Origin of the sequence: Streptosporangium roseum DSM 43021, from assembly GCF_000024865.1 — a bacterium.
Taxonomy (GTDB): domain Bacteria; phylum Actinomycetota; class Actinomycetes; order Streptosporangiales; family Streptosporangiaceae; genus Streptosporangium; species Streptosporangium roseum.
Genome location: NC_013595.1, coordinates 9,598,795 through 9,619,598 on the forward strand (window position 1 = coordinate 9,598,795; position 20,804 = coordinate 9,619,598).

17 protein-coding genes are annotated in these 20,804 nt (G+C 71.3%); 6 read left to right on the forward strand and 11 right to left on the reverse strand.

The genetic code is table 11. The features are described 5' to 3' along the window. Nucleotides 1–22: 22 nt before the first annotated feature. From SROS_RS54700 to SROS_RS42040, 3 genes are all read right to left on the reverse strand, one after another. Complete coding sequence (locus SROS_RS54700; RefSeq protein ID WP_218919769.1) at nucleotides 23–592, reverse strand: alcohol dehydrogenase catalytic domain-containing protein; 570 nt, start codon at nucleotides 590–592, stop codon at nucleotides 23–25. Between the two features lie 636 nt (nucleotides 593–1,228). Then, nucleotides 1,229–1,507 carry a hypothetical protein gene (locus tag SROS_RS42035; RefSeq protein WP_148269390.1) on the reverse strand — a complete coding sequence of 93 codons (279 nt, stop codon included), beginning with the start codon at nucleotides 1,505–1,507 and terminating at the stop codon, nucleotides 1,229–1,231. A 44-nt stretch (nucleotides 1,508–1,551) separates the two neighbouring features. Beyond that, nucleotides 1,552–4,338 (reverse strand): ATP-binding protein, encoded by a 2,787-nt coding sequence (locus SROS_RS42040; protein ID WP_012895074.1) that lies wholly within the window; start codon nucleotides 4,336–4,338, stop codon nucleotides 1,552–1,554. Between the two features lie 535 nt (nucleotides 4,339–4,873). On the opposite strand from SROS_RS42040, the gene SROS_RS42050 reads away from it, so the two are divergent. Further along, nucleotides 4,874–5,650 (forward strand): SDR family NAD(P)-dependent oxidoreductase, encoded by a 777-nt coding sequence (locus tag SROS_RS42050; protein WP_012895075.1) that lies wholly within the window; start codon nucleotides 4,874–4,876, stop codon nucleotides 5,648–5,650. Between the two features lie 49 nt (nucleotides 5,651–5,699). Here SROS_RS42050 and SROS_RS42055 read toward each other — a convergent pair whose 3' ends face one another. Next, nucleotides 5,700–6,359 carry a sigma-70 family RNA polymerase sigma factor gene (locus SROS_RS42055; RefSeq protein WP_012895076.1) on the reverse strand — a complete coding sequence of 220 codons (660 nt, stop codon included), beginning with the start codon at nucleotides 6,357–6,359 and terminating at the stop codon, nucleotides 5,700–5,702. Nucleotides 6,360–6,583: 224 nt separating this feature from the next. Here SROS_RS42055 and SROS_RS42060 point away from each other — a divergent pair, with 224 nt between their 5' ends. Both SROS_RS42060 and SROS_RS42065 read left to right on the forward strand, forming a co-directional pair. Continuing rightward, a complete protein-coding gene (locus tag SROS_RS42060; protein WP_012895077.1) occupies nucleotides 6,584–6,787 on the forward strand; it encodes a hypothetical protein in 204 nt (67 codons plus the stop codon). Then, on the forward strand, nucleotides 6,784–7,455 hold the full coding sequence (locus SROS_RS42065; RefSeq protein ID WP_052317150.1) for an alpha/beta fold hydrolase: 672 nt from the start codon (nucleotides 6,784–6,786) through the stop codon (nucleotides 7,453–7,455). The genes SROS_RS42060 and SROS_RS42065 overlap by 4 nt, the downstream gene beginning before the upstream one ends. On the opposite strand, the gene SROS_RS42070 is transcribed toward SROS_RS42065, so the two are convergent. From SROS_RS42070 to SROS_RS42080, 3 genes are all read right to left on the reverse strand, one after another. Continuing rightward, complete coding sequence (locus SROS_RS42070; protein ID WP_218919771.1) at nucleotides 7,364–10,150, reverse strand: AAA family ATPase; 2,787 nt, start codon at nucleotides 10,148–10,150, stop codon at nucleotides 7,364–7,366. The genes SROS_RS42065 and SROS_RS42070 overlap by 92 nt on opposite strands. A gap of 319 nt (nucleotides 10,151–10,469) precedes the next feature. After that, nucleotides 10,470–11,699, reverse strand: a complete 1,230-nt coding sequence (locus SROS_RS42075; RefSeq protein ID WP_012895079.1) for a cytochrome P450 family protein — start codon at nucleotides 11,697–11,699, stop codon at nucleotides 10,470–10,472. Nucleotides 11,700–12,141: 442 nt separating this feature from the next. Then, nucleotides 12,142–13,239, reverse strand: a complete 1,098-nt coding sequence (locus tag SROS_RS42080) for an FUSC family protein (protein WP_012895080.1) — start codon at nucleotides 13,237–13,239, stop codon at nucleotides 12,142–12,144. Nucleotides 13,240–13,724: 485 nt separating this feature from the next. Here SROS_RS42080 and SROS_RS42085 point away from each other — a divergent pair, with 485 nt between their 5' ends. Then, a complete protein-coding gene (locus SROS_RS42085; RefSeq protein ID WP_218919772.1) occupies nucleotides 13,725–14,606 on the forward strand; it encodes a S1 family peptidase in 882 nt (293 codons plus the stop codon). Between the two features lie 329 nt (nucleotides 14,607–14,935). Further along, nucleotides 14,936–16,057, forward strand: a complete 1,122-nt coding sequence (locus SROS_RS42090; protein WP_148269392.1) for a lytic transglycosylase domain-containing protein — start codon at nucleotides 14,936–14,938, stop codon at nucleotides 16,055–16,057. A 238-nt stretch (nucleotides 16,058–16,295) separates the two neighbouring features. On the opposite strand, the gene SROS_RS42095 is transcribed toward SROS_RS42090, so the two are convergent. Continuing rightward, nucleotides 16,296–16,703, reverse strand: a complete 408-nt coding sequence (locus SROS_RS42095) for a VOC family protein (protein ID WP_012895083.1) — start codon at nucleotides 16,701–16,703, stop codon at nucleotides 16,296–16,298. A 90-nt stretch (nucleotides 16,704–16,793) separates the two neighbouring features. After that, nucleotides 16,794–17,147, reverse strand: coding sequence for an HflX-like GTP-binding protein (locus SROS_RS42100; protein WP_012895084.1), 354 nt, complete (start codon nucleotides 17,145–17,147; stop codon nucleotides 16,794–16,796). A gap of 218 nt (nucleotides 17,148–17,365) precedes the next feature. Here SROS_RS42100 and SROS_RS42105 point away from each other — a divergent pair, with 218 nt between their 5' ends. Next, on the forward strand, nucleotides 17,366–18,808 hold the full coding sequence (locus tag SROS_RS42105; RefSeq protein WP_012895085.1) for a serine hydrolase domain-containing protein: 1,443 nt from the start codon (nucleotides 17,366–17,368) through the stop codon (nucleotides 18,806–18,808). 109 nt (nucleotides 18,809–18,917) lie between these two features. On the opposite strand, the gene SROS_RS42110 is transcribed toward SROS_RS42105, so the two are convergent. Both SROS_RS42110 and SROS_RS42115 read right to left on the reverse strand, forming a co-directional pair. Beyond that, nucleotides 18,918–19,550, reverse strand: coding sequence for a response regulator transcription factor (locus SROS_RS42110; protein ID WP_012895086.1), 633 nt, complete (start codon nucleotides 19,548–19,550; stop codon nucleotides 18,918–18,920). Then, nucleotides 19,541–20,656 (reverse strand): sensor histidine kinase, encoded by a 1,116-nt coding sequence (locus SROS_RS42115; RefSeq protein ID WP_148269393.1) that lies wholly within the window; start codon nucleotides 20,654–20,656, stop codon nucleotides 19,541–19,543. Before SROS_RS42115 ends, SROS_RS42110 begins: the two co-directional genes overlap by 10 nt. Between the last annotated feature and the right edge of the window lie 148 nt (nucleotides 20,657–20,804).

Here is a 20,804-nt window from a genome sequence, read left to right on the forward strand (position 1 = left end):
AGCGGGCGTCGCCGCAGATCGTTTACTGATGAGTTTTAGGTGCCATGCCGGCCGAACCCCTGCACCGGCGGCGGCATCGACGCGCCCGATGACCGCCGGGGAACCCGACGCCGGCGCGCTCGCCGACCCGCCACCCCGGGTCGACACCGTCGCCGCTGGCCTCGATCACGCCGTCGATCACGTGGCCGGGCACGATCGGCATCGAGCGGTGGGGCCGCCGCCCTTCTGCGGCGAGGACGTCGCTGTGGCAGAACCCGCAGGCCTCGACATGTATCCGTACATGCCCTGGCGACGGCTCATGGCGCTCGCATTCGACCGGCTCGAACTGCCGCCGACCGGAGACGGTGACGGCACGGTGGGCGGACGCGCTCACGACGGGAGTCCGGTTCCGGCCTGTTCGCGCGCCATGTGGCCGGCGTACCAGTCCGGCCGGTCCGACCGGTCCGGGTCCTTCGCACCGCTGCGCACCTCGTGCTCGCCGTACGCGGCCGCGAGATCCGGTGTCGAACCGCCGGCCCAGCGCCGTGTAGAAGTTCTCGGCGCGGTCGACGTCCGAGACCGGCAGCACGACGACTTCACGCTTCATTTCCATGACCGCTCTTCCTGCTCTCGTCTTCCTGCTCTCGGACGGAATGCCGGCACGACGAGACTCGCGCAACCGGCTGCCGGGTCGCACCAGGGAGTCTCACTGGTCAACCGGGGCCAGGGACGGCCACGGGTCCGAGCGGCCCCCGTCGGCCCGATTCTGACGGGCTGACAGCTCTGGAGGCACGACATGGAGTGCATGGTCACCGTGACCACCCCACGACATGGCGTGCACGGCCACCGTGACCACACGGCTGCCGGACGGAACATCGACGCACGTTGTGGACGACATCCAGGCAGGTGAAGCCGCGCGTACCCGTGACCTGGCCGCACCGGTTCCTCACCGAACCGCCCGCGCCGGCAGGCCACGTACCGGTCAGCTGGAGGCGGCTCGGTCTACGCACCCATCACCGAGATGGACGTCGATCAGTCGCGGAATGTGCTCGATGAGCATCTGGTGGGATCGCTGCGCGTCGCGCGGAAGTACGCCACCCGTGTTCGGGCCGGCGGATCGCCTTCCGCGCCCCTCGGACCAGGCAGAACGGTGCGCCGCCCGTGTCCGGGCCGGCGGATCGCCGACGTTCGGCACCGACGCTCACGCCTGCCATTCCGGGGATGGGCCTGAGTCTCGCGGCCACTGCGGTCATCGCGGCCGCCGCGCCGCACCTGCCAGCACGGCGATCGCCGCCCTTGAGCTCGCCTCGATCCAGGACGACACGAACACCGCCCCCGAGCTCGCCCCGCCCCAGGACGACACGAACACCGCCCCCGAGCTCGCCCCGCCCCAGGACGACACGAACACCGCCCCCGAGCTCGCCCCGCCCCAGGACGACACGAACACCGCCAGGTCCGTCAACACCCCGCTGCCGGTCCGCCGGCCCGGCGACGGACGCGAGCAGCGCCGGGAGCGGCTGCGCGGCATGAAGTCGACGGCGGCCGGCGGCTCATTCCCTGAACTTCACCGCGTCATGGATGCTCTCCGCGGGACAGGGCGTCGCCGAGCTGCCTTCGCGAGCTGATCCTGAGCTTGGTGAAGATCTTGCGGAGGTGCCACTCGACCGTACGCGGGCTCAGGAAGAGACGAGCCCCGATCTCCGGGTTGGAGAGGCCGTCCCGCACGAGCAGCGCGATCTGTTTCTCCTGCGCCGTCAACTCGTCACTCGTCGAGGCCCCGTGCTTGCGCTTGCGGACGGTCTCGCCCGTGGCGAGAAGCTCGCGGCGGGCACGCTCGGCGAACGCCTCCATCCCGGTCGACACGAACATCTCGTACGCGGTACGCAGGTGAGCCCGTGCCTCGGCCCGCTGACGGTCCCGGCGCAGCCACTCGCCGTACAGCAGGTGAGCGCGCGCCAGTTCGGGACGCAAGATCGTCCGGCCCAACCGTTCGATCGCCTCGCGGTAGAGGTCGTCCGCGGCGGCGGCGTCGCTCAGCAGCGCGCGGCAGCGAGCCAGGATTCCCTGTGCCCAGTCCGTGTCGCACGGTTCCGCCGCGTCCGCCAGACCTTCGAGCGCCCCGCGGGCGGCCGTGTCGTCCCCGACGCGCGCCGCCGCCTCGACGAGCTCGGGCAGCGCCCATTGGGAGACGATCGGGTTGGCGCTCTGGGTGGCCCGGGCCGCCGGTAGCGCGAGCCCGTAGCGGGCGAGGCCGTTGTAGAGGACCGCGGCCGCCCAGTGGGCCGACGCGACGCCATTCAACTGACCACTGGCACCGGCCTCTTCGATCGTGGCGGCGATCAGCGCCGCGGCCTCGGCCTCCTTACCCTGCATTGCCGTCAGCAGGAGCTGGGTGTGCTGCGTCATCGGCACGCCCGTCGCATCGGCGACGGCTTCGGATTCGGCGACGAGCGCCGCTGCGGCGGCGAATTCTCCGCTCAACAAGATCGGTATCCCCAACGCGTGGAGATAGATGGGAAGCTCGGACAGGGCGCCGGCCGTACGCACCTCTTCGAGCGCCCTGGCGGGCATATCGGGCATGATCCGGTCCTCCCAGAGGAGCGCGCTCACGCCACAGGCCGCCCAGCCCCATTTCAGGAGGTCCTGCACGGGATGGTCCGCGAGCGCGGTCTTCGCCCTTTGCAACGTGGGAAGCGCGGCGCTCCGGCCGTCGGTGATGAGCAGCGCGTAGCCCTCGAGCACGAGATCGAGAGCGCGCGGACGACCTTCGGGAGAGGGGAGTTCCCTCATCGCCCGAGAGATGGCCATGAGGCTGTCCCGGTTCGCGGCACCGAATGACGCGGAACCCCAGGCGATGAAATACGTCTCCCGCGCCAGGTCCATGTCGAAGGGCTCCAGCCGCTGCGCGGCTGTCAGCAACATCAGCGGCGCCTCGTTGTTGAAGCCGGCCGCGAAAGTGATGTGACCGCGTGCCAGGTGGGCTCGCACGCGTTGGAACTCGCTCTGGGCATCCCGGTCGGCGATGTCGACGAATCGGCGCGCGGCTTCGATGTCGCCCGCCCGGAGGCTGATGTCCGCAGCCGTCAAAGCACGTTCGGCGCGCCGCGAGGTGTCGATGGTCAGTGCCACGGACCGCTGCAGGAACGCCGCTGCGGCGGCCAGCCCACCGCGCGCCTGTGCTCGGCCGGCAGACCGTTCCAGTTCGGCGGCGACGGTCTCGTCGGGCGCGGCCGTCGCGGTCGCGAGGTGCCAGGCACGGCGGTCCGGGTCGGCCTGCGCGTCGGTGACCTCCGCCAGTGCGAGATGGACTGCCCGGCGATCCCCCTCCTTCGCCGACCCGTACACGGCCGACCGCACGAGCGGGTGACGGAAGATCACCCGTACGTCGAACTCCAGCAGCCCGTCCGTCCCGCTCGCCAGGACCGTCGCCGGCGTGACGCCGAGCCGTTCGGCGGCACGCCACACCAACGAGGGGTCGCCGACCGGCTCGGCTGCGGCGATCAGCAAGAGCAACCGGGTCTGCTTGGGCAGGCCTTCGATCCGGGTCAGGAAGCTCTGCTCGATCCGGCCCGGCAGCGTGTCGGCGTCCAGGAGACCGAATCCGCCCGCCACCTGGGTCACGGCCAGCTCACGTGGCAGCTCCAGCAGGGCAAGCGGGTTGCCCCTGGTCTCGGCCACGAACCGATCGCGGATGTCTTGATCGATCCGGACGTGTGTCACCGAGCTCAGCAGAGCGTGTGCGTCTGCGGCCTTCAGCCCGGTGACTTCCAGCTCCGGTAGTCCGAGCAAGTCCTGAGCCCGCCGGCGGGAGCCGAAGACGAGGGCGACCGACTCCGCCAGCAGCCGCCGGGCGACGAAGCCGAGGACCTGCGCCGAGGACCGGTCCATCCACTGCGCGTCGTCGACCACACAGAGCAGGGGACCCCCCTCCGAGGCGTCCGACAGCAGACTCAGTACTGCCAGCCCGACCAGGAAGCGTTCGGGCGGCATTCCCTCTCGCATCCCGAACACCGTCTCGAGCGCATCACGCTGCGGCGTGGGAAGGCTCTCCAGCCGATCCAGCAGCGGCGCACACAGCTGATGCAATGCGGCGAAAGCCAATTCCATCTCGGACTCGACACCGACCGCACGCAGCACCCGCATGCCCGTCGCCGAGTTCTCCGCGTACTCCAGCAGCGCTGACTTTCCGACTCCCGGCGCGCCGTGGACCACGAGCACGCGGCTCTCCCCCATGCGGACGGCCGCGATCAGCTGGTCGAGGAGAGCACACTCCGCCCCCCGCCCGAGCAGCCCGACGTTCTCGCCGTGCCGGGCGCCCCGCTTACGTTGTCCACGCTCCGGCCTTTGTCCCAATTGCACGACTCTGAATACACCCAAGACACACGCCAGGCCAAGTTTCCGGACCCAGGGTGCCGGCGACCGAGCTGTCATAAAGTACACGCGACTGCGTTCGGCCAGGTCAGCGGCGACGACTGGCCGCTCCATGCGGAAGAACAGAGCACGCTCATGCGCGTCCACCATGTGGAGAGAGTCGCGGACCGCATGTGGAGGGAGTCGCGGACCGCCCCCGACACGATCTTCGCCCCTCACGCCGTCCCTCGATCATTGACGGCGTTGAGCCGGCTCCGGGACACCACCTCCAAGATCACCTCGGACGGGTCGACGCGCGGCAGCGTCGCCGTCGTGCGGGTGCGCAGGTCTCCGGCGCCGTCGCGAGCTGATCGCACGAGGACGTGGCCGGACCGCGTCCGGCAGAGCCGGGCCGTCGGTGCTTCCGGCCGAGCCGACACCTGACGGCGCTCTCCCCTCCGCTTCCACCGCCATCCGCACCCCGTACGGCCATGCGGCAAGCCACTGGCGACGGAGGCACCGCCGTGGGCACCGGTCCCGTCGGATGTCGGTCACGGAGCGGCGGGAGGCGATCGACAGGCCCCTGGCGCAGGAAGAGAAGGACAAGGTCACCGAGGCGGTGCGGCACGACGTCGGCGTGCCGGGCCGGTCGAGCTTCACGTCGCCCTGCCGGCGGCCGCGACAGGAACCGGCCACCTCGGCGCAGGTCGGTCTGGAGGCTCTGGTGCGCAAGGCGCCCAGCGAGATGCCGGCGCTCGAACTGGACGTCACCGACCAAGATTCGGTGACGGCCGCGGTCGCCAAGACCGTCGAGCACTTCGGCGCCCTGGACATCCTGGTGAACAACGCCGGGGTGATGCTCGCCGGTCCGATCGCGGGTGCGGACACCGCGGAATGGACGCGCATGGTCGACACCAACCTGCTCGGGTCGATGTACATGGTCCACGCGGCGCTGCCGCACCTGCTGGAGCGCAAGGGCGCCGTCGTGCAGGTCTCCTCGACCTCGGGCCGGATCGCGTCGACCGGCAACGGCGCCTACGCCGCGACCAAGTTCGGCATCACCGCCTTCTCCGAGGCGCTGCGGCAGGAGGTCACCACCCAGGGCGTGCGTGTCGTGGTCGTCGAGCCCGGCTTCGTCGCCACCGAACTGGCCGACCACATCACGGACCCCGTGATGCAGGCCGCCGCGCAGAACATGGCCGCCTCCATGCGGACCCTGCAGCCCGAGGACATCGCCAACGCTGTCGTGTACGCGGTCACCCAGCCGGAGCACGTCGCGGTCAACGAGATCCTCATCCGCCCGAGCGACCAGACCCGGTAGGCGAGCGGCACCGGCCCTGCGCGGGGCGAGCTTCGCCGCGCCGGACGACCTAGCGGGCGATACCGGTGGCGAGCAGTTCTTCCAGTTCGGCGAGGTCGCCGGTCTGCGCGGCGGCGAGGAACGTCTGTACGAGGCGCCGGTGCGCGGTGGCGCTCACCGGGTGGCATCGCTCGGTGGCGAGGTGATCGCGGGCGCGTCGCACGAGCTGCCGCGCATGGTCTTCGCCCAGGTGGAGGATCTCGGAGATCCGGCGGTAGGGGTAGTCGAAGGCCACGCGCAGGAGATAGGCCGCGCGTTCGGCGGGGGTCAGTCTCTCCAGCAGCAGCCGGATCGCGGTGTCGGCCGCCTCGCGTCGTTCGGCTGCCGTCTCGGGGCTGACAGAGCGGTCCGTCGTCTCGGGAAGCCAGGGGCCGGCGGAGGTCTCGTGGCGCCTGCGGGCGGACTGGACGACGTTGATGGCGAGCCTGGTGGTGGTCAGCGCAAGGAATGCGGGCGGGCTGATGACGACCGAGCGGTCGGCGCGGGCCCATCGCAGCCACGTCTCCTGCACCACGTCCTCGGCCTCGCCCACGTCTTGCAGGACGCGCAGACCGATCGCGAAGAGCCGGGGCGCGGCGCTGACGAACACCGAAACGGCTCCGTCCCGTCTTCCGACCGACCGGTCATCGGTCTGCTCCGCGTGGTCTCCGTGCGACTCCAACAGGTGCATGGTCACGATCTCGGCTCCGTTCGCACCGCAGCATCCGGCGATGCCACTGTGATCACGGTCGTTTCCTGAGCCCCTCCATCGCGCCCTGGGGAGAGCCTGGTCGACACCCTGGCCCGGACGACTGGGGCCTGGTGGGTAGGTACCGAGGCCGCCGGGCCGATCGACTCCGTGACGGTGGTTCCGGCCGCGGCGGCGAGCACCGCTGGCGTCGCCGAAGCCCGGAAATGAAGATCGTCGTTGGTGGGACCGGCCTCATCGGATCCCGGGTGGACGAGAGCCTGTACGCGGGCGAGCGCGAGGCGGTGCCGCACCCGCACGACTTCATGATGCTCAACCCCGTCCGCGACACCCACGCCGCGCGCACCGCCACCGCCCAGGCCATCGACGTCCTCAAGACCGCCCTGAACACCGGAAAGGTCCACTCATGAGCGAGCGGCCCGTCATCGTCCTGGTCCACGGCGTCCCCGGCACCCACCGCGTCCGGGCGGGCGTCCGCCGGCACCTGAAGCGTGGCGATGTGGAAGCGTGGGACCTGCCGGGCTTCGGCGCTCCACGTCCGGACGGCTTCGGCAGTACCAAGGAGGAGTACGCCGACGACCTGATCACCGGCTTCGAGGTGCCCGCCGACCTGGCCGAGGAGATGGTGCGGCACGTGGACGCGCCGATGAAGGACAGCATTCTCAAGCTCTACCGCTCCGCGATGCGGATGGGCGGCGAGTGGGAACCCGAGCTGGCGAAGATGACTGCGCCCGGCCTCGTGTTCCGGGGCGCACGCGACCCCGCCTGTCAGGTCGAGTCCGCCGACGAACTGGGCCGGGCCGTCCAGGCGGAACACGTGATCAAGCTCGACTGCAACCACTGGCCGCCGCTGCAGCGGCCGGCCTGCTACGTCAACCGGGTCCGCCGGCCCGGCGACCACGTGGTCTTCGACCTGACCGACGTGTCCCTGCCGGGATCACCGCCTCCCCGCCGCACGCCGATCATCGCCCCGTTCCCGAAGATGTTCATTCCGTTCGTCTGCCCATGGGCTGTCCGGTACCCGGCGCCGCCTGGTCGAGCTCGGCGAGCGCGGCCTTCAGCTCGGCGCGTCCCCTGATGCCGAGCTTCATGAAGACCTTGCGCAGGTGGTACTCGGCGGTGCGCGCGCTGATGAACAGCCGCGCGCCGATGTCCCGGTTCGTGAGTCCTTCGCGTGCGAGGCGCGCCACATTGAGCTCCTGGTCGGTGAGTCGCGCCGCCGTCCCGTGCGCGCGCACGCGCAAGGTCTCGCCGCTCGCGCTCAGCTCGCGTGCGGCGCGCTCGGCGAAGCCGTTCAAGCCGATGCCCGACAACACCTCGTACGCGGCCCGGAGCTGCTCGCGCGCGTCCTCGTGCCGGCCCTGGCGGCTCAGCTCCTCTCCGGACAGCAGGCGACAGCGCCCCACCATGATCGGAATCCGCTCGCGTTCGAAACGCTCGATCGCGTCCCGGTACAGGGCCTGGGCCTCGTCGCCTTGGCGCAGCTGCGCCTCTGCCATCGTCAGCACGGCCAGCGCCCAGTTGGTCCCCACCGGCCGCGTGACGCCCGCCAGTTTCTCGAACGCCTCCTCGGCGAGCACCCGCTCGCCGGTGTGTGTGGCCGCCTCCACGAGCTCGAGCAGCGTGCGCATCGCGTGGCTCAGCTCGTGCGTGTACGGCAGCTCACGGCGGCCGGAGGTCATCGCCTCGGCGAAGCGCCCCAGGCCGTTGTAGAGGATGGCCTCCCCGAAGTTGACCGCGCTCAGCCCGTACCCCTCGCCCCGCGCGAGCGCGTCGGGCCGGATCCGCTCGGCCAGGCGCTCTGCCTCGTCGGCCTGCCCTCGGTATGCCGCGAGGAAGAACCGTCCGTACTGCGGCAGTGGGTGGCCCGTGACGTCCTTGATGGCGTCGATCTCGTCGCAGGAGGCCTCGGCCGCGTCCAGCTCGCCGTCGACCGTCTGCGCCACCATCAGCAGGCTCAGGGCGATCGGCAGCACCGTCACGACGCCTTCGGTGCGGGCGAGCTCGACCTGCCGATCGGCGAGCGTGCGGAGGCCGCGGGCGTCCCAGAGGTCCTGCGCCGCGCGGGAGGCGAACCACATCCAGTGCAGTTCGAGAGAGTCCGGAGCCTGTTCGAGGAACGCGCGCTGCGCCCGGCGCAGGGTTTCGAGCGCGGCCTCCTGCCCCTTGGCGGCGAGCAGCGCCTGGCCGCGCAGGATCAGGTCCCGCGCACGGTCGGACTCCTCGCCGGCGGTCGCCTCCAGGACCGCGTTCGAGACGGCGGCCACCTGCTCGGCGTCACCGAGCCGGCCGCCGTAGATCGCGGCCGACAGCGCCTCCATGTAGGTGTCGCGGGCGAGCACCGGGTCGAGCTCTTCGAGGCCCTGCGCAGCGGCGAGGAGGAGCTGCGCACCGCTGCTGTCGCGCCGCAGCGCGTATCCGGCGCGGGCGTGCAGCCGGGCGACGAGCGCCTGTTGCAACGCGGTGAGGGGATGGTCGCGCGCGGTGTCGAGCAGGCGCAGGGCGGCTGCGGGCGCGCCCGCCTCGTGCTTGGCCTCGGCGGCCGCGATCAGCCGCTGCCCGCGGCGGACCGGCTCGGGCGTCAGCTCCGCCGCCCGCTCCAGGAACGCACCGGCGGCGGCCGCGCCGCCGCGGGTCCGCGCACGCACCGCGGACCGCTCCAGGCCGGCGGCGACCTCTTCGTCCGGGTGCAGCGTCGCGCTGGCGCGATGCCATGCCCGGCGATCCGGGTCGTGATCGACGCTGGTGACGTCGGCCAGCGCGGCGTGGACGCGCCGCCGGTCCTGCGGCGACGCAGACCGGTAGACCGCCGACCGCACGAGCGGGTGGCGGAAGCCGACGCGCGTGCCGACGACGAGCGCATCGGCGTCCCTGGCGGCGTCGAAGTCCTCCAGGCCCAGTCCCAGTACCGTGCTCGCACGCCACAGCAGCCCGGGATCGCCGGTCGGGTCCGCGGCCGCCAGCAGCAACAGGAGGCGCGCCGACTCGGGCAGCGGCTCGAGCTGCCCGACCAGGCTCTGCTCGATGCGGCTCTCCAGCGGCATCGAGCCGATGAGAGCGAACCCGCCGGCGATCTCGGCCGGACTCAGCGACCGGGGCAGCTCCCGCAGCGCCAGTGGGTTGCCGCGCGCCTCCGCGATCAGCTGGTCGCGTACCCGCCGGTCGAGGCCACCGGGGGCCGAGAGGCGCAGGATCTCGCGCGCGTCGTCGTCGCCCACCCCTTCGACAACCATCTGCCGGATCCCGGCGAACGCCTCACCGGCCGTGCGCATGGCGAGCACGATGGCGATCCCCTCGGCATCGAGCCGCCGGGCGGCGAACGCGACAGCGCGCGCCGACGCCTCGTCGAGCCACTGCGCGTCGTCGACGACGCAGAGCAGCGCCCGGTCGCCCGCGGCCTCGGTGAGCAGCCCGAGCACTGCGAGCCCGACGAGGAACGGGCTGGGCGCGGCGGCCTGGCGCAGGCCGAACGCCGCCTCGATCGCCTCGCGCTGCGGGGCAGGCAGGCGCCCGGCCGAGCTCATCATGTGCCCGCACAACTGCTGCAGGCCGGCGTAGGCCAGCTCCATCTCAGACTCCGACGCGACGATGCGCTCGACTCGGACGTCGGTCGTGGCGCGCACCGCCATGTGGTCCAGGAGCGCGGTCTTGCCGACACCGGCCTCGCCGGAGACGACCAGCGCGCCGCTGTGACCGGCGCGGGCACGGCCCACCAGCCCGTCCAGCTCCGCCACCTCGCGATGCCGTCCCCGCAGCGGCGCGGTCTCTGTCACGCTGTCACCTTCGCTGGGATTCACCGATGCTTGGTGCTTTGGCGCGCCAGATCCTATCCAAGACATTGGCGATGCATGAGCGGTGACACAGGCCGCGGGGTTTCGGCCTGCGATCGCAGCAGGGTACGCCAGGAGGTGTCGAGGCTTCAGGACGGTGTGTTCCTCCGGCAACCGGGCCGCGCTGCCTTCCATCGCCACGCCGCGCAACTACACAGTGATCAGTACCCGCGGAACCGCGGCGCCCTTGAGGACCGTCCCTTGCCGGGCGCCGCACCCCGCTGACCCGCTCGGCGCGCCCGGCGCCGAACGGCCGGCCGCGCTACTCGACGGCGCGCAGGCGCACGGGGAGTTCCTGGTGACCGTTGCTGATGAGGGTGGGTACCGGCCGCAACGTGTCGGCCGGTACCGCGAGTGACATGGCGGGGAAACGCTCGAAGAGCTGACGCAGGGCTTCCGCGACTTCGAGGCGGGCCAGGGGAGCGCCGAGGCAGAAGTGCACGCCGTAGCCGAACGCCAGGTGGTCCTTCACCTTGCGGGTGACGTCGAAGGTGTCGGCATCCGGCCCGTGCCAGCCGGGGTGACGATTGGCGGCCCCGTACGCGGCGAGGATGGGGTCTCCCGCGGCGATGACCTGTCCGTCAGGCAGCCTGATGTCGGTCACGGCGAAGCGCAGCGGCAAGTACTTGATGGCGGGCTCGGCGCGAAGGGTTTCCTCCACCACGTCCTCCCAGGCGGCCTGGCCTGTACGGACGAGGTGCAGCTGGTCGGGGGACGTCAGCATCGCGAAGACGGCCTGGTCGATGACGTTGACGGTCGTTTCGTACCCGGCGTTGATCATCAGAATCATCGTGTCGCGCAGTTCGACGTCGGTGAGGCCGGTGCCGTCCGACTCCTCGTCGCGTGCCGCGATGAGGAGGGAGGTCATGTCGTCGCCGGGGTCGCTGCGTTTGGTGGCGATCAACTGCTCGGTGGTCTCGAAAAGACGTGCGGTGTTGGCCTTGGCCTGCTCAGGCGTGAGCGTGCTGTCGAAGACGTTGTCGACGAGCTGCCGGAAATCGTCCCGCTGGTCTTCCGGCACCCCCATCAGGTGGCCGATCACGGCGATGGGCAGCGGGTAGGCCAGCCGCTCGCGCAGGTCCACCACCTGGCCGGGGGGCACCGCAGCAAGGTCGTCGATCAGCTCTGCGACCAGGGACTGGATGGTCGGCCTCAGCTCGGCGATGCGGCGTGCGCTGAAGGCGGGGGCGACCATCCGCCGTAACCTGCGGTGGTCGGCGCCGTATGCGGTGAGCATGCTCTGCACCTCGATCCACAGGGCGAGCGGCCACGTGCTGGTCGTCTGCTGAAAGGCCGGGTAGTGAGCGCGGCCGTTTTTGGAGACATCGGGGCTGGTGAGCAGAGACTTGAGAAGGGCGGGGTCGGTGACCGCCCAGGCGCGCAGGCCGAGGATGTCCACGGGGGTGGCCGGGCCGCGAGCCCGCATGGCCTGGTATTCAGCATGCCGGTCGGCGCCGGTGGGGTCGATGACGAACGGGAGAGGTTGGGACATGCGTCTTCTCCTTCAAGTCGCGGCGGCGGAGCAGAGGGACAGGGGCCTTACGGGCACGCCGGCTCGCTCCGGCTCGCCACGTCGGTCCGATGCGGAATGGCCGGATCTGCCTTCGGCCGTGTCTGGGCGTGTCCTGGCCGAACCGGCCGGTCCTGCAGTGCTCAGGGCTGCCGGTTGACGACCTTGATGCGGGTGCGGGCGTTGACGACGGCGATGAGTCGGGGCTCTGCACACGGTTGACCGGGTAGCCCGGGTCGTGTGTGACAGGAAGCCGGGTGTGAAGTGCGTCTCATCGCTGTCAATCTCTGAAACCGTGGGACGGTTCCGTCCCACAGCGGCCCTCAGCAGGTCCGATGACGCCTGTCTCTTCTCGATCATGCGATGTTCGGATGTGCTGGGCGGCGGGCCGTCATCGGCGCTGCCCCTCCGGGCTGTTCGGGCCTCAGGCGCGCGGGCTCTCGTTGCTCGGCTCGTTCAGCGGGGTCAGCGCGGCCGAGGCCGCGTCGTGGTCCATCCCGGTCGCCTCCAGCAGATCGACGGCGATGGAGCGCAGCTGCGCGATGGTGACGTTCGCGGAGAAGCCCAGGTTTCTGGGCCGCTCCCGCGCGGCGACGGCGAGCAACGCCTGCCTGGCCAGCATCGGTTCGCGCCCGGCCCCCAGTTCGAGCTGGAGCAGCAGCGCCGCCTCCGAGACCTCGCGCAGCGACTCGGCCAGCGCGGCCGGTGGCGGGCTGGCCTCGCCCAGCGCCGCGAGCGTACGGCGGACCAGCACCCGCGCGTTGCGCAGCGCTAGGTCCACCGGGACGGCGGCGGTCTCGTACCTGGTCAGTCTGGCCCGGTGATGCCAGCGCAGCGGCGAGATCATGATGATCTCCTTGCTGTTCTCCAGCGCCGCCTCGAACTCCTCGACCGCTGTCTGGGTCCTGCGTCCGCCCTCCAGGGCCTCGGCGGCCAGGTCCATGTCGCACTTCTCGATCGCCTCCGCCGCCTGCTCCAGCACGGTGGAGAGGGCGTCGAGCACGCCGGACAGATGCTTGCCCGCGATGGTGAGCGGGCTGGCGGGCAGCAATGCGACCGCGGCGATGCCGATGACGCCGCCGGTGAGCGCGTCTGCCATCCGGTCCAGCCCGCCGACGTCCTCGCCCGGCACCAGCATGGCGACCAGCACCGCAGACGACCCGACCTGCGACACGAACAGCTCACCGCTGTTCAGCAGCCCCGCGATGGTCATGGCCAGCGCGATCACGAGCGCCATCTGCCAGGGGCCCGAGCCGATCCAGGACACCAGCAGGTCGCCGATGCCCACGCCCAGACTGACGCCGACCACCAGCTCGGCCACCCTGCGCAGCCGCCGCCCGAGCCCCACACCCACGCAGATCATCACGGAGATGGGCGCGAACAGGGGGTGGACGTGGCCGAGCAGGTGAACGGCCACGATCCAGGCCAGCGCGGCACCCACGGCACACTGCACGATGGATGGCGCAATCAGGCCAAACGTGCCCAGCCGTTTCCTAGCTTGATCACTGAGCCACGTTCGCACTTCTCCACGATGGCGGATCTTTATGACATTAGGATCACATTTGCCCCGAATACTTCTGATTCGGACCATTCGGCGAAGGCCGGGGAGTCCACGGCCTCCTGTCCGCCGGCACCGGTGGCCCCGGGCCCAGCGTGTGCTCGCCCAGGGATCGTGTGCAGCCGTAGGCCGATGATCGCGGTACATTCCGAGGCGACCCTGGAGGCGTTTCCCCAGGTCGTTCCCAGGAACGGCCTGGCTCATCGACGTCGGTTCCACCAGAAGCCGCAGGTAGCCTTGTGTCGCTGCGTGTCGAGCCGGTGGGCGCCGCCGGCCCGGCCACCGTGGAACCGTCCGGCTCGCCGCTGTCGGAAGTCCGCGGTGCGGGCCGTTGGGTGAGCTGGGCCAGTGCGGCTGCCCCCGTCGAGCCCGCCGCCGAAGAACCGCGATCGAATCGCGGAACATTCAAGGTGTCTCCCCAGCCGCACCCCTCAACCGATGGGAGATCTGTGTTCAGGGCAACTGGCAGACGATCAGCGGTGCTCGCCGCCCTCATGGCCACCGGGCTCGCACTGACCACCGCCACAACGGCCGCCGCGGCCACAGCCCGCTCAGCGGGCACAGGCCACCTCTCCATCATCGGCGGGAGGGCCGTGACGGAGCCCTACTCGTTCATGGTCTCCTTCCGGCTGCGAGGGCTGCCCGGCCACCACTGCGGCGGTTCCCTCATCGCCCCCGACTGGGTTGTCACCGCCGCCCACTGCAAGGGACTCATGAAGCCCGGCAGGACGCAGGTACGGGTCGGCTCTCTCGACCGCGGCGAAGGCGGAGCTCTCACCAGTGTGAAGCGTGTCATCACCCATCCCGGCCCCGACGGACGCGGCCGGAGCGGGCAGTTCGAGGACGACATCGCGCTGGTCCAGCTTGACCGGCAGGTAGACCTCGAACCCATCCGCATCGCCGACGCCCCCGGCCGGGTGGGCGAGCCGAGCCGCGTCATCGGCTGGGGCATGGCATGCGAGGACAAGAACGATCCGACCTGCAAGAACGGTCCCCGGCGGTTGCAGGAACTCGACACCGTACGCGTGCCCGACAACCGGTGCGTTTCCCTCAACCGCGGCAGCGAGCTGTGCACCGGCGAGCAGCACGGGCGTGCGGCCAGCGCCTGCAACGGCGACTCCGGAGGTCCGCAGATCCGCAGGGTGGGCGGCCGGTGGGAGCTGATCGGAGCCACCTCGCGCGACGGCGACGACGTGGAGGACCGCATGGACGGCGGCGCCGGCTGCTCCACCAACCCCAAGGGTGAGCCGGGGGTCGGCATCTGGACCGACGTGACCCACTACCGCTCCTGGATCACCGACACCGTCGGGGAACAGGTGCCCGACGAGTAGGGCCGGCGCGTCCTGGCCGCCCACGCAAGCCCGGCGCCACGGCCACGACCTCCTCACGCAAGCCCGGCGCCACGGCCACGACCTCCTCACGCAAGCCCGGCGCCACGGCCACGGCCTTTCCACCAGGTATGCGCCGCCCGGACAGCGATCTTGCCGGTCCTCACGGAACAGGTCGCGCCGTACCGCCTTCACGTCGCGTGCGGCGCCTCTCCTCACGAGGAGAAGACACGTGCCGGCCGGGTTCCGGCACCGGTACGGCGAGCTCTCCCCGCGCCGCCGTCACTCGGGAAAACGGCCTCAGAGGTCGCCGCTCGGGTACGTTGGGGCCGATGAACGATCAGCAGGCGGGAATCGTACGACCGGAGCAGGGCCACCGGCCGGGCGGGCAGACGATGCCCGCGGAGCCGGACGCCTTGGGTGGCAGGCCGCCGGACGGCCGCACAGACCGGATGCCGCGCACAGGCCGGACCCTGCGCACAGGCCGGCTGCGCGGAAGGCCGCTGGTCGCCTCGCTCGTCGGCCTGGCCGTTGCGATCTCCGGCTGCGCCGCCACATCGAGCGCCACCTCGCCGAGCGCCGCCTCACCGGCTGCCGCCGGCCAGACGGCGACCCGGCCCGCCGCGGAGCAGCCGGCGACGCCGCCGGCGGAGCAGTCCGCACCCCAGACACCCGCCGGCCAGGTGCCCGCCCTGCCCACGCCGGACGCGGCGATCCCCACCGACCCGTCGCAGCTGGCCCGTTCCCTGACCACCACCACCGCCCAGCTCCGGCGTGCCGTCGACGAGTGGGTGCGCGACGGCGACCCCGGCAAGGGCCAGCCCCCCGAGCCGGTGGTGCTGCTGGCCCTGCACCAGCAGCGCATCTACCGCTACCTGGTCCGCAACCCGAAGGTCGCCTCCCGCACCTACACCAGGCTGCCCAAGGCCCTGGCCGGGCCGGCGAAGGACAACGTGACGGCCGGCCGGAACCTGCGCTCCCTCGTCCGGCCCATCAGCGGGGCGGCGAAGTTCCGCGTCCAGCCGCCCGAGCCCGCGGACGCCCTGCTCGGCCACTTCCGGCGTGCCGAACGCAGGTTCGGCGTCGAGTGGGAGGTGCTGGCGGCGGTCATGTTCGTCGAGACCAAGTTCGGCCGCGTGCGGTCACCGAGCCACACCGGCGCCAAGGGGCCCATGCAGTTCATGCCGGGAACGTGGGCCGCCTACGGCATGGGCGGCGACATCCAGGACACCCGCGACGCCCTGCTCGCCGCGGCCAACTACCTGCACGCCTCGGGGGCACCGCGCGACTACCGGCGCGCGCTGTACGCCTACAACCACTCCCAGGCGTACGTCGACGCGGTGCTGCTGCACGCCCGCCAGATCAAGCAGGACATCAGGAACTACTACGCCTACTACAGCTGGCAGGTGTTCGTGGTCACCACCCGCGGCGACCGCCGCCTGACCGGCCCCTGACCTCGCGCCCTCGCTTTCACACCCGCGCCCTCGCGCCCCCGACCTCGCGACACGGCCCCCTCCTCCGGAGGTCAGCCGGGTCGCCGGCAGGCCACCACGCGATCTTCATTCGCGGGCACCGAATGATCACGTGGTGGCCGTCTCCACGCGACCTCACCCCGGAGGATCGCGAGGTGTCACCGGGGTGTCGGCCGAGGCGTTCGGGCCGCCGGTTCCGGCTGTGCGCCGGACAGTGCGACTACCCCCGCGCCGATATCTGCTGAACGGCCCAGCCGTTGCCGTCCGGGTCCTCGAAGAAGACGAATCCGACGTTGTCGAGAGGATCCTTCTCGACGTTCGGGCTCTCGCCCATGACCTGGACCTCGCTGACCTCCACCCCTCGCTCGACGAGTTGGGCACGTGCCCTGTGGATGTCGGGGACCACCAGCTGCAGGCCCTTGAGCGAGCCCGGCGGCATGTCCGGGACGACCCCGGCACCCACCACGATCGAGCAGCCCGACCCCGGAGGGGTCAGCTGGACGACGCGGGCACCGTCGCCGACCCTGGTGTCGTGGTCCACGGTGAAGCCGAGCTGCTGGGAGTAGAAGGCCTTGGCGCGGTCCACGTCGGACACGGGGACCACCACCACCTCGAGAGTCCAGTTCAAGATGCGCTCTCCTTCTCTTGATCTTGCCGGTCCGTCCGTGTCTGCTCCGAGACGGCCTGGCGGGCTGGGACCAGTTTGTCCGGTCGTCGGTCACGTCCGCAGGTCGATGGAGCTGAGCACCGGGCAGCCGAGGATCTCCGCGAGGACGTCCCGCTGATGGCCTGTCAGCGGATTGAGGAAGACGACCGCGCCGGCGCCGGACTCCTCACGCGCACGTGCGATCTCGCGCGCCTTGCCCGCGCTGACCAGCGTGCGGGAGGAGTAGGGACGATCCATCGCCTTCACGCCGCCGCCGGAGACGCCCCGGCGCTGCACCGAGCGTCCCACCACGCGGGCACCCAGGGCCGTCACCGCGTCGGCGAGCTCGTCCATCAGCGCGGCGTACCGCTTCTGCCTGGCGGAGAAATAGCCGACGACGAGGACGTCCCTACCGGTCAGCCCCACAGGTGAGGGGTGGCTCCGCCCCGTCGGCGGCCGGGTGTCCCGCGCGGGACGGCGGCCCCGCCGCAGGCGTCGGTGCGACTTCACCATCGACACGGTAGCGATCAGCCGGGCAGGCCGGGGCCGCGGCCCTCCCGGGGGCGGGAGTGGCGGATTCCCGTACGAGACGCGGAGGAATCTCGCAATGGTCCCGGGCAAGACCACGCAACTAGCTTCGACGAATGCTTGGAAACGTTCTTGCCGCGATCTGCTTCGCCTTACTCCCGCCCGCCGCCGCCGACGTCCCGTCCCCGCCGCCGACCGGCCCCATCCCGACCGGCGCCGTCACCCCCGCGGCCGTCGACGCGTTCGTCGCGGAGTACCGCGAGAAGACAGGGTTGCCCGGGGCCGCGGTGGCGATCACCAAGGGGACGGAGGTCATCCACGCCGCGGGGTACGGCGAGACGGCTGCGGGCGATCCCGTGACGGCGGACACTCCCATGGCCGTGGCGTCGGTCAGCAAGTCCTTCACCTCCCTGGCCGTCATGCAGTTGGTGGAGAAGGGCGAGGTGGACCTCGACCGGCCGGTCCGCGGCTACCTGCCCGAGTTCACGATGGCGGATCCCCGGGCGGCGAGGATCACCGTACGGCAGCTGCTCAACCAGACGTCCGGCATGGCCGACTCGGCCTTCCGTGAGAAAAGCCTGCCCCAGCCCGGCACGCTGGAAGGCGCCGTGGCACGGCTCAGGACGGCGGAGCTCGCCGCGGACCCGGGGACCGTCTTCAGCTACCACAACACGAACTACCAGGTCGCCGCGCGGCTCGTCGAGGTGGTGAGCGGCGAGCCGTTCGCCGGCTATCTCCGGGCGCACGTGTTCGCCCCGCTTGGAATGCGCAACAGCACGACCATCGACACCGATCGGGACCTGCCGGACAGCGCGCGTGGCCATCTCTACATCCTCGGCCAGGCGGTCGCGCTGCCGGAGCCGACCGGATTCGGCAACGGGTCAGGCGGGGTGCTCAGCAGCGCGAACGACATGGCACGCTGGCTGATCGCGCAGAACAACGGCATCCTCTCCCCCGCGAGCATCACGGAGATGCGCACCCCCTCGGAACAGGACGAGGAGTACGCCCTCGGCTGGTCGATCGGCGAGACCGAGCGCGGCACCCCTGTCGTGCGGCATGGCGGGGATCTGTTCACCTCCACCGCCGAGCAGCTGCTGATGCCGGTGTCCGGGTACGGCGTCGCGGTGATGGCGAACACCGGCATGGCCTTCGCCGACAGCGGCGCCCTCATGGACGCCCTGGTCGCCATGGTCGAGGGAGGGGCGCCGGAGATCCCCTCCTCGCCCTACCTGGTCACCGACATCGTGTTCGCGCTGATGACCCTGGTGACCATCGGGCTGGCGGCGCGCGGGGTGGCCCGCTCCCGGCGGTGGGCCGCCCGCCGTACGGGATGGCAGCGGTTGCGGCTGCTGCCCTGGCTGGCGCCGCTCGCATTGTGTGTGACGGTCGTCCCGATCTTCCGGGTCCTCGCCCGGGGGAGCGACATCATGTGGATCCAGGTGGTCTATCTCTATCCGACCTTCATGATCTGGCTGGTGACGGCCACCGTCGCGGGCCTGGCGCTGGTAATCGCACGGCTCGTCCGTCGCGGTGGTCACACGGCTCGCCCGTCGCGATGATCACACGGCTCGCCCGTCGCGTCAGTCGCGCGGCTCATCCATCGCGGTGGTCACACGGCTCGTCCATCGCGATAGTCCCACGGCTCGCCCGTCGCGTCAGTCGCGCGGCTCATCCGTCGAGGTAGCGGAGGACCGCCAGGACCCGGCGGCTGTAGCCCGGCGTGCGGGCGAGGCCGAGCTTGTCGAAGACGGCGTTGACGTGCTTCTCCACCGTGCTCTGCGACACGTGCAGCCGTTCGGCGATCGCGGTGTTGACCATGCCCTGGGCCAGGTGCTCGAGAACGGCCCGCTCGCGGGCGGTCAGCGTGCTCAGCGGGGTGTGGGCGAGCAGCCGCCGGACCACGTCGGGGTCGAACACCGTGCCGCCGGAGCCGATCCTCTCCAGGGAGTCCAGGAATTCGGCCACCTCCGACACCCGGTCCTTGAGCAGGTAGCCGAGGCCCTCCGGAGGGCCGGCGAGCAGCTTGGAGGCGTAGGTCTGCTCGACGTACTGCGACAGCACGAGCACGCCGACGCCCGGCCACCGGTCACGGATCTCCAGCGCGGCCCGCAGTCCCTCGTCGGTGTGCGACGGCGGCATGCGCACGTCGATGACCGCCACGTCCGGCTGCCGAGCGGCCACGGCGTCCAGGAGCGCGCCGGCGTCGCCCACCGCCGCCGTCACCTCGTGCCCGGCGTCCTGGAGCAGCCGGGCCAGCCCTTCGCGGAGCAGGACGGAGTCGTCGGCGAGTATCAGGCGCACGGCAGCCTCGCGGTCACCTTCGTCGGGCCGCCGGGCGGGCTGTCCACGTCGAAGGTCCCGTCGAGCGCCCGCACCCGCCGCGACAGTCCGGACAGCCCGCCGCCGCCCGGCGAGGCGCCGCCACGTCCGTCGTCGGAGATCGTCACGATCACCTCCCCCTCCCCCGCGCGCAGATCGACTGTGATCGTACGTGCTCCGGCGTGCTTGTTCGCGTTGGTGATGGCCTCCCTGGCCACGAAGTAGACGGCCGTCTCGATCTCCGGCGCGGGCCGGCCGGGGAGCGCGTGGCGGACGGTCACCGGTACGGCGGAGCGCTCCGCCACCTCCGTCAGCGCGGTCTGCAGCCCCAGCGTGTCGAGGGCGGTGGGGTAGACCTGCCACGCCACGCTGCGCAGCTCCTCAAGGAGGAGCCGGGACTCCGCGTACGCCTCGTCGATCAGGGCGGGATCGGCGGTGTGCCGCACCCGTCCCAGCAGCATCGCCAGCGCGACGCCCCGTTGCTGGACCCCGTCGTGCAGGTCGCGCTCGATCCGGCGGCGCTCGTCGTCGACGGCTCGCACGATGCCGGTGCGGGAGGCGGTCAGCTCGGCGATCCGTCGTTCCATGGCCTCGTTCCGGTCGGGGCCCACGAAGCGGTCGGCCAGGCGGCGTTCCATGCCGATCAACGCGGCGCTCCACAAGACGGACAGCGCCAGGGCGGCCAGTCCGAGGACGATGCCGTACGCCCAGCTACTGCCCGTCAGCCGCACCCCGGGGAACTCAAGCGGGATCAGGTCCGTGTCGCCCGAGACGAGCTGCCCGGCTCCGCCGTACAGGAAGAGGGCGGCCACGAACAGGCCCGTGACGGCGAGGTAGCCGCCCAGCACTCCGAGGAGGCCCCGCAGGAGGAGGTAGGCGTGCCCGCCGCGGCCCCTGCCGGGGTGGTGGTCGTACCAGGCGGCCAGACGCGTGCGCTCCAGCTCGACCAGGGCGGCCGTCACCCTTCTCGCGCGCCCGGCGCCGACCGCCCAGGCGACGCAGGTCCATCCCAGCCCGACCAGGCCGGTCGGCACCCCCGCGAGCAGGCCGACAGCACGCCGCAAAGGCATCGTGGCTGCTCGGCGCATGACTGGAGTGTAGCCAGCGCGGCGGTCACCGGGATCGCCCGGTCACGGCGTCCTGCACGGCCTCCGCGGTCGCGACTCTCCGCGCTCCGCGATCGGCCGGCTCGCCCGCCGTAACCGGGCTCCGCGTCTCCATCCGCCCTCGCCGCCG

What these genes read in the sequence shown, in the direction of transcription:
- SROS_RS54700 (WP_218919769.1), bottom strand. Translation starts at nt 592, where the DNA reads ATGGAAATGAAGCGTGAAGTCGTCGTGCTGCCGGTCTCGGACGTCGAC.
- SROS_RS42035 (WP_148269390.1), bottom strand. Translation starts at nt 1,507, where the DNA reads ATGCCGCGCAGCCGCTCCCGGCGCTGCTCGCGTCCGTCGCCGGGCCGG.
- SROS_RS42050 (WP_012895075.1), top strand. Translation starts at nt 4,874, where the DNA reads ATGTCGGTCACGGAGCGGCGGGAGGCGATCGACAGGCCCCTGGCGCAG.
- SROS_RS42055 (WP_012895076.1), bottom strand. Translation starts at nt 6,359, where the DNA reads ATGCACCTGTTGGAGTCGCACGGAGACCACGCGGAGCAGACCGATGAC.
- SROS_RS42060 (WP_012895077.1), top strand. Translation starts at nt 6,584, where the DNA reads ATGAAGATCGTCGTTGGTGGGACCGGCCTCATCGGATCCCGGGTGGAC.
- SROS_RS42065 (WP_052317150.1), top strand. Translation starts at nt 6,784, where the DNA reads ATGAGCGAGCGGCCCGTCATCGTCCTGGTCCACGGCGTCCCCGGCACC.
- SROS_RS42075 (WP_012895079.1), bottom strand. Translation starts at nt 11,699, where the DNA reads ATGTCCCAACCTCTCCCGTTCGTCATCGACCCCACCGGCGCCGACCGG.
- SROS_RS42090 (WP_148269392.1), top strand. Translation starts at nt 14,936, where the DNA reads ATGAACGATCAGCAGGCGGGAATCGTACGACCGGAGCAGGGCCACCGG.
- SROS_RS42105 (WP_012895085.1), top strand. Translation starts at nt 17,366, where the DNA reads ATGCTTGGAAACGTTCTTGCCGCGATCTGCTTCGCCTTACTCCCGCCC.
- SROS_RS42115 (WP_148269393.1), bottom strand. Translation starts at nt 20,656, where the DNA reads ATGCGCCGAGCAGCCACGATGCCTTTGCGGCGTGCTGTCGGCCTGCTC.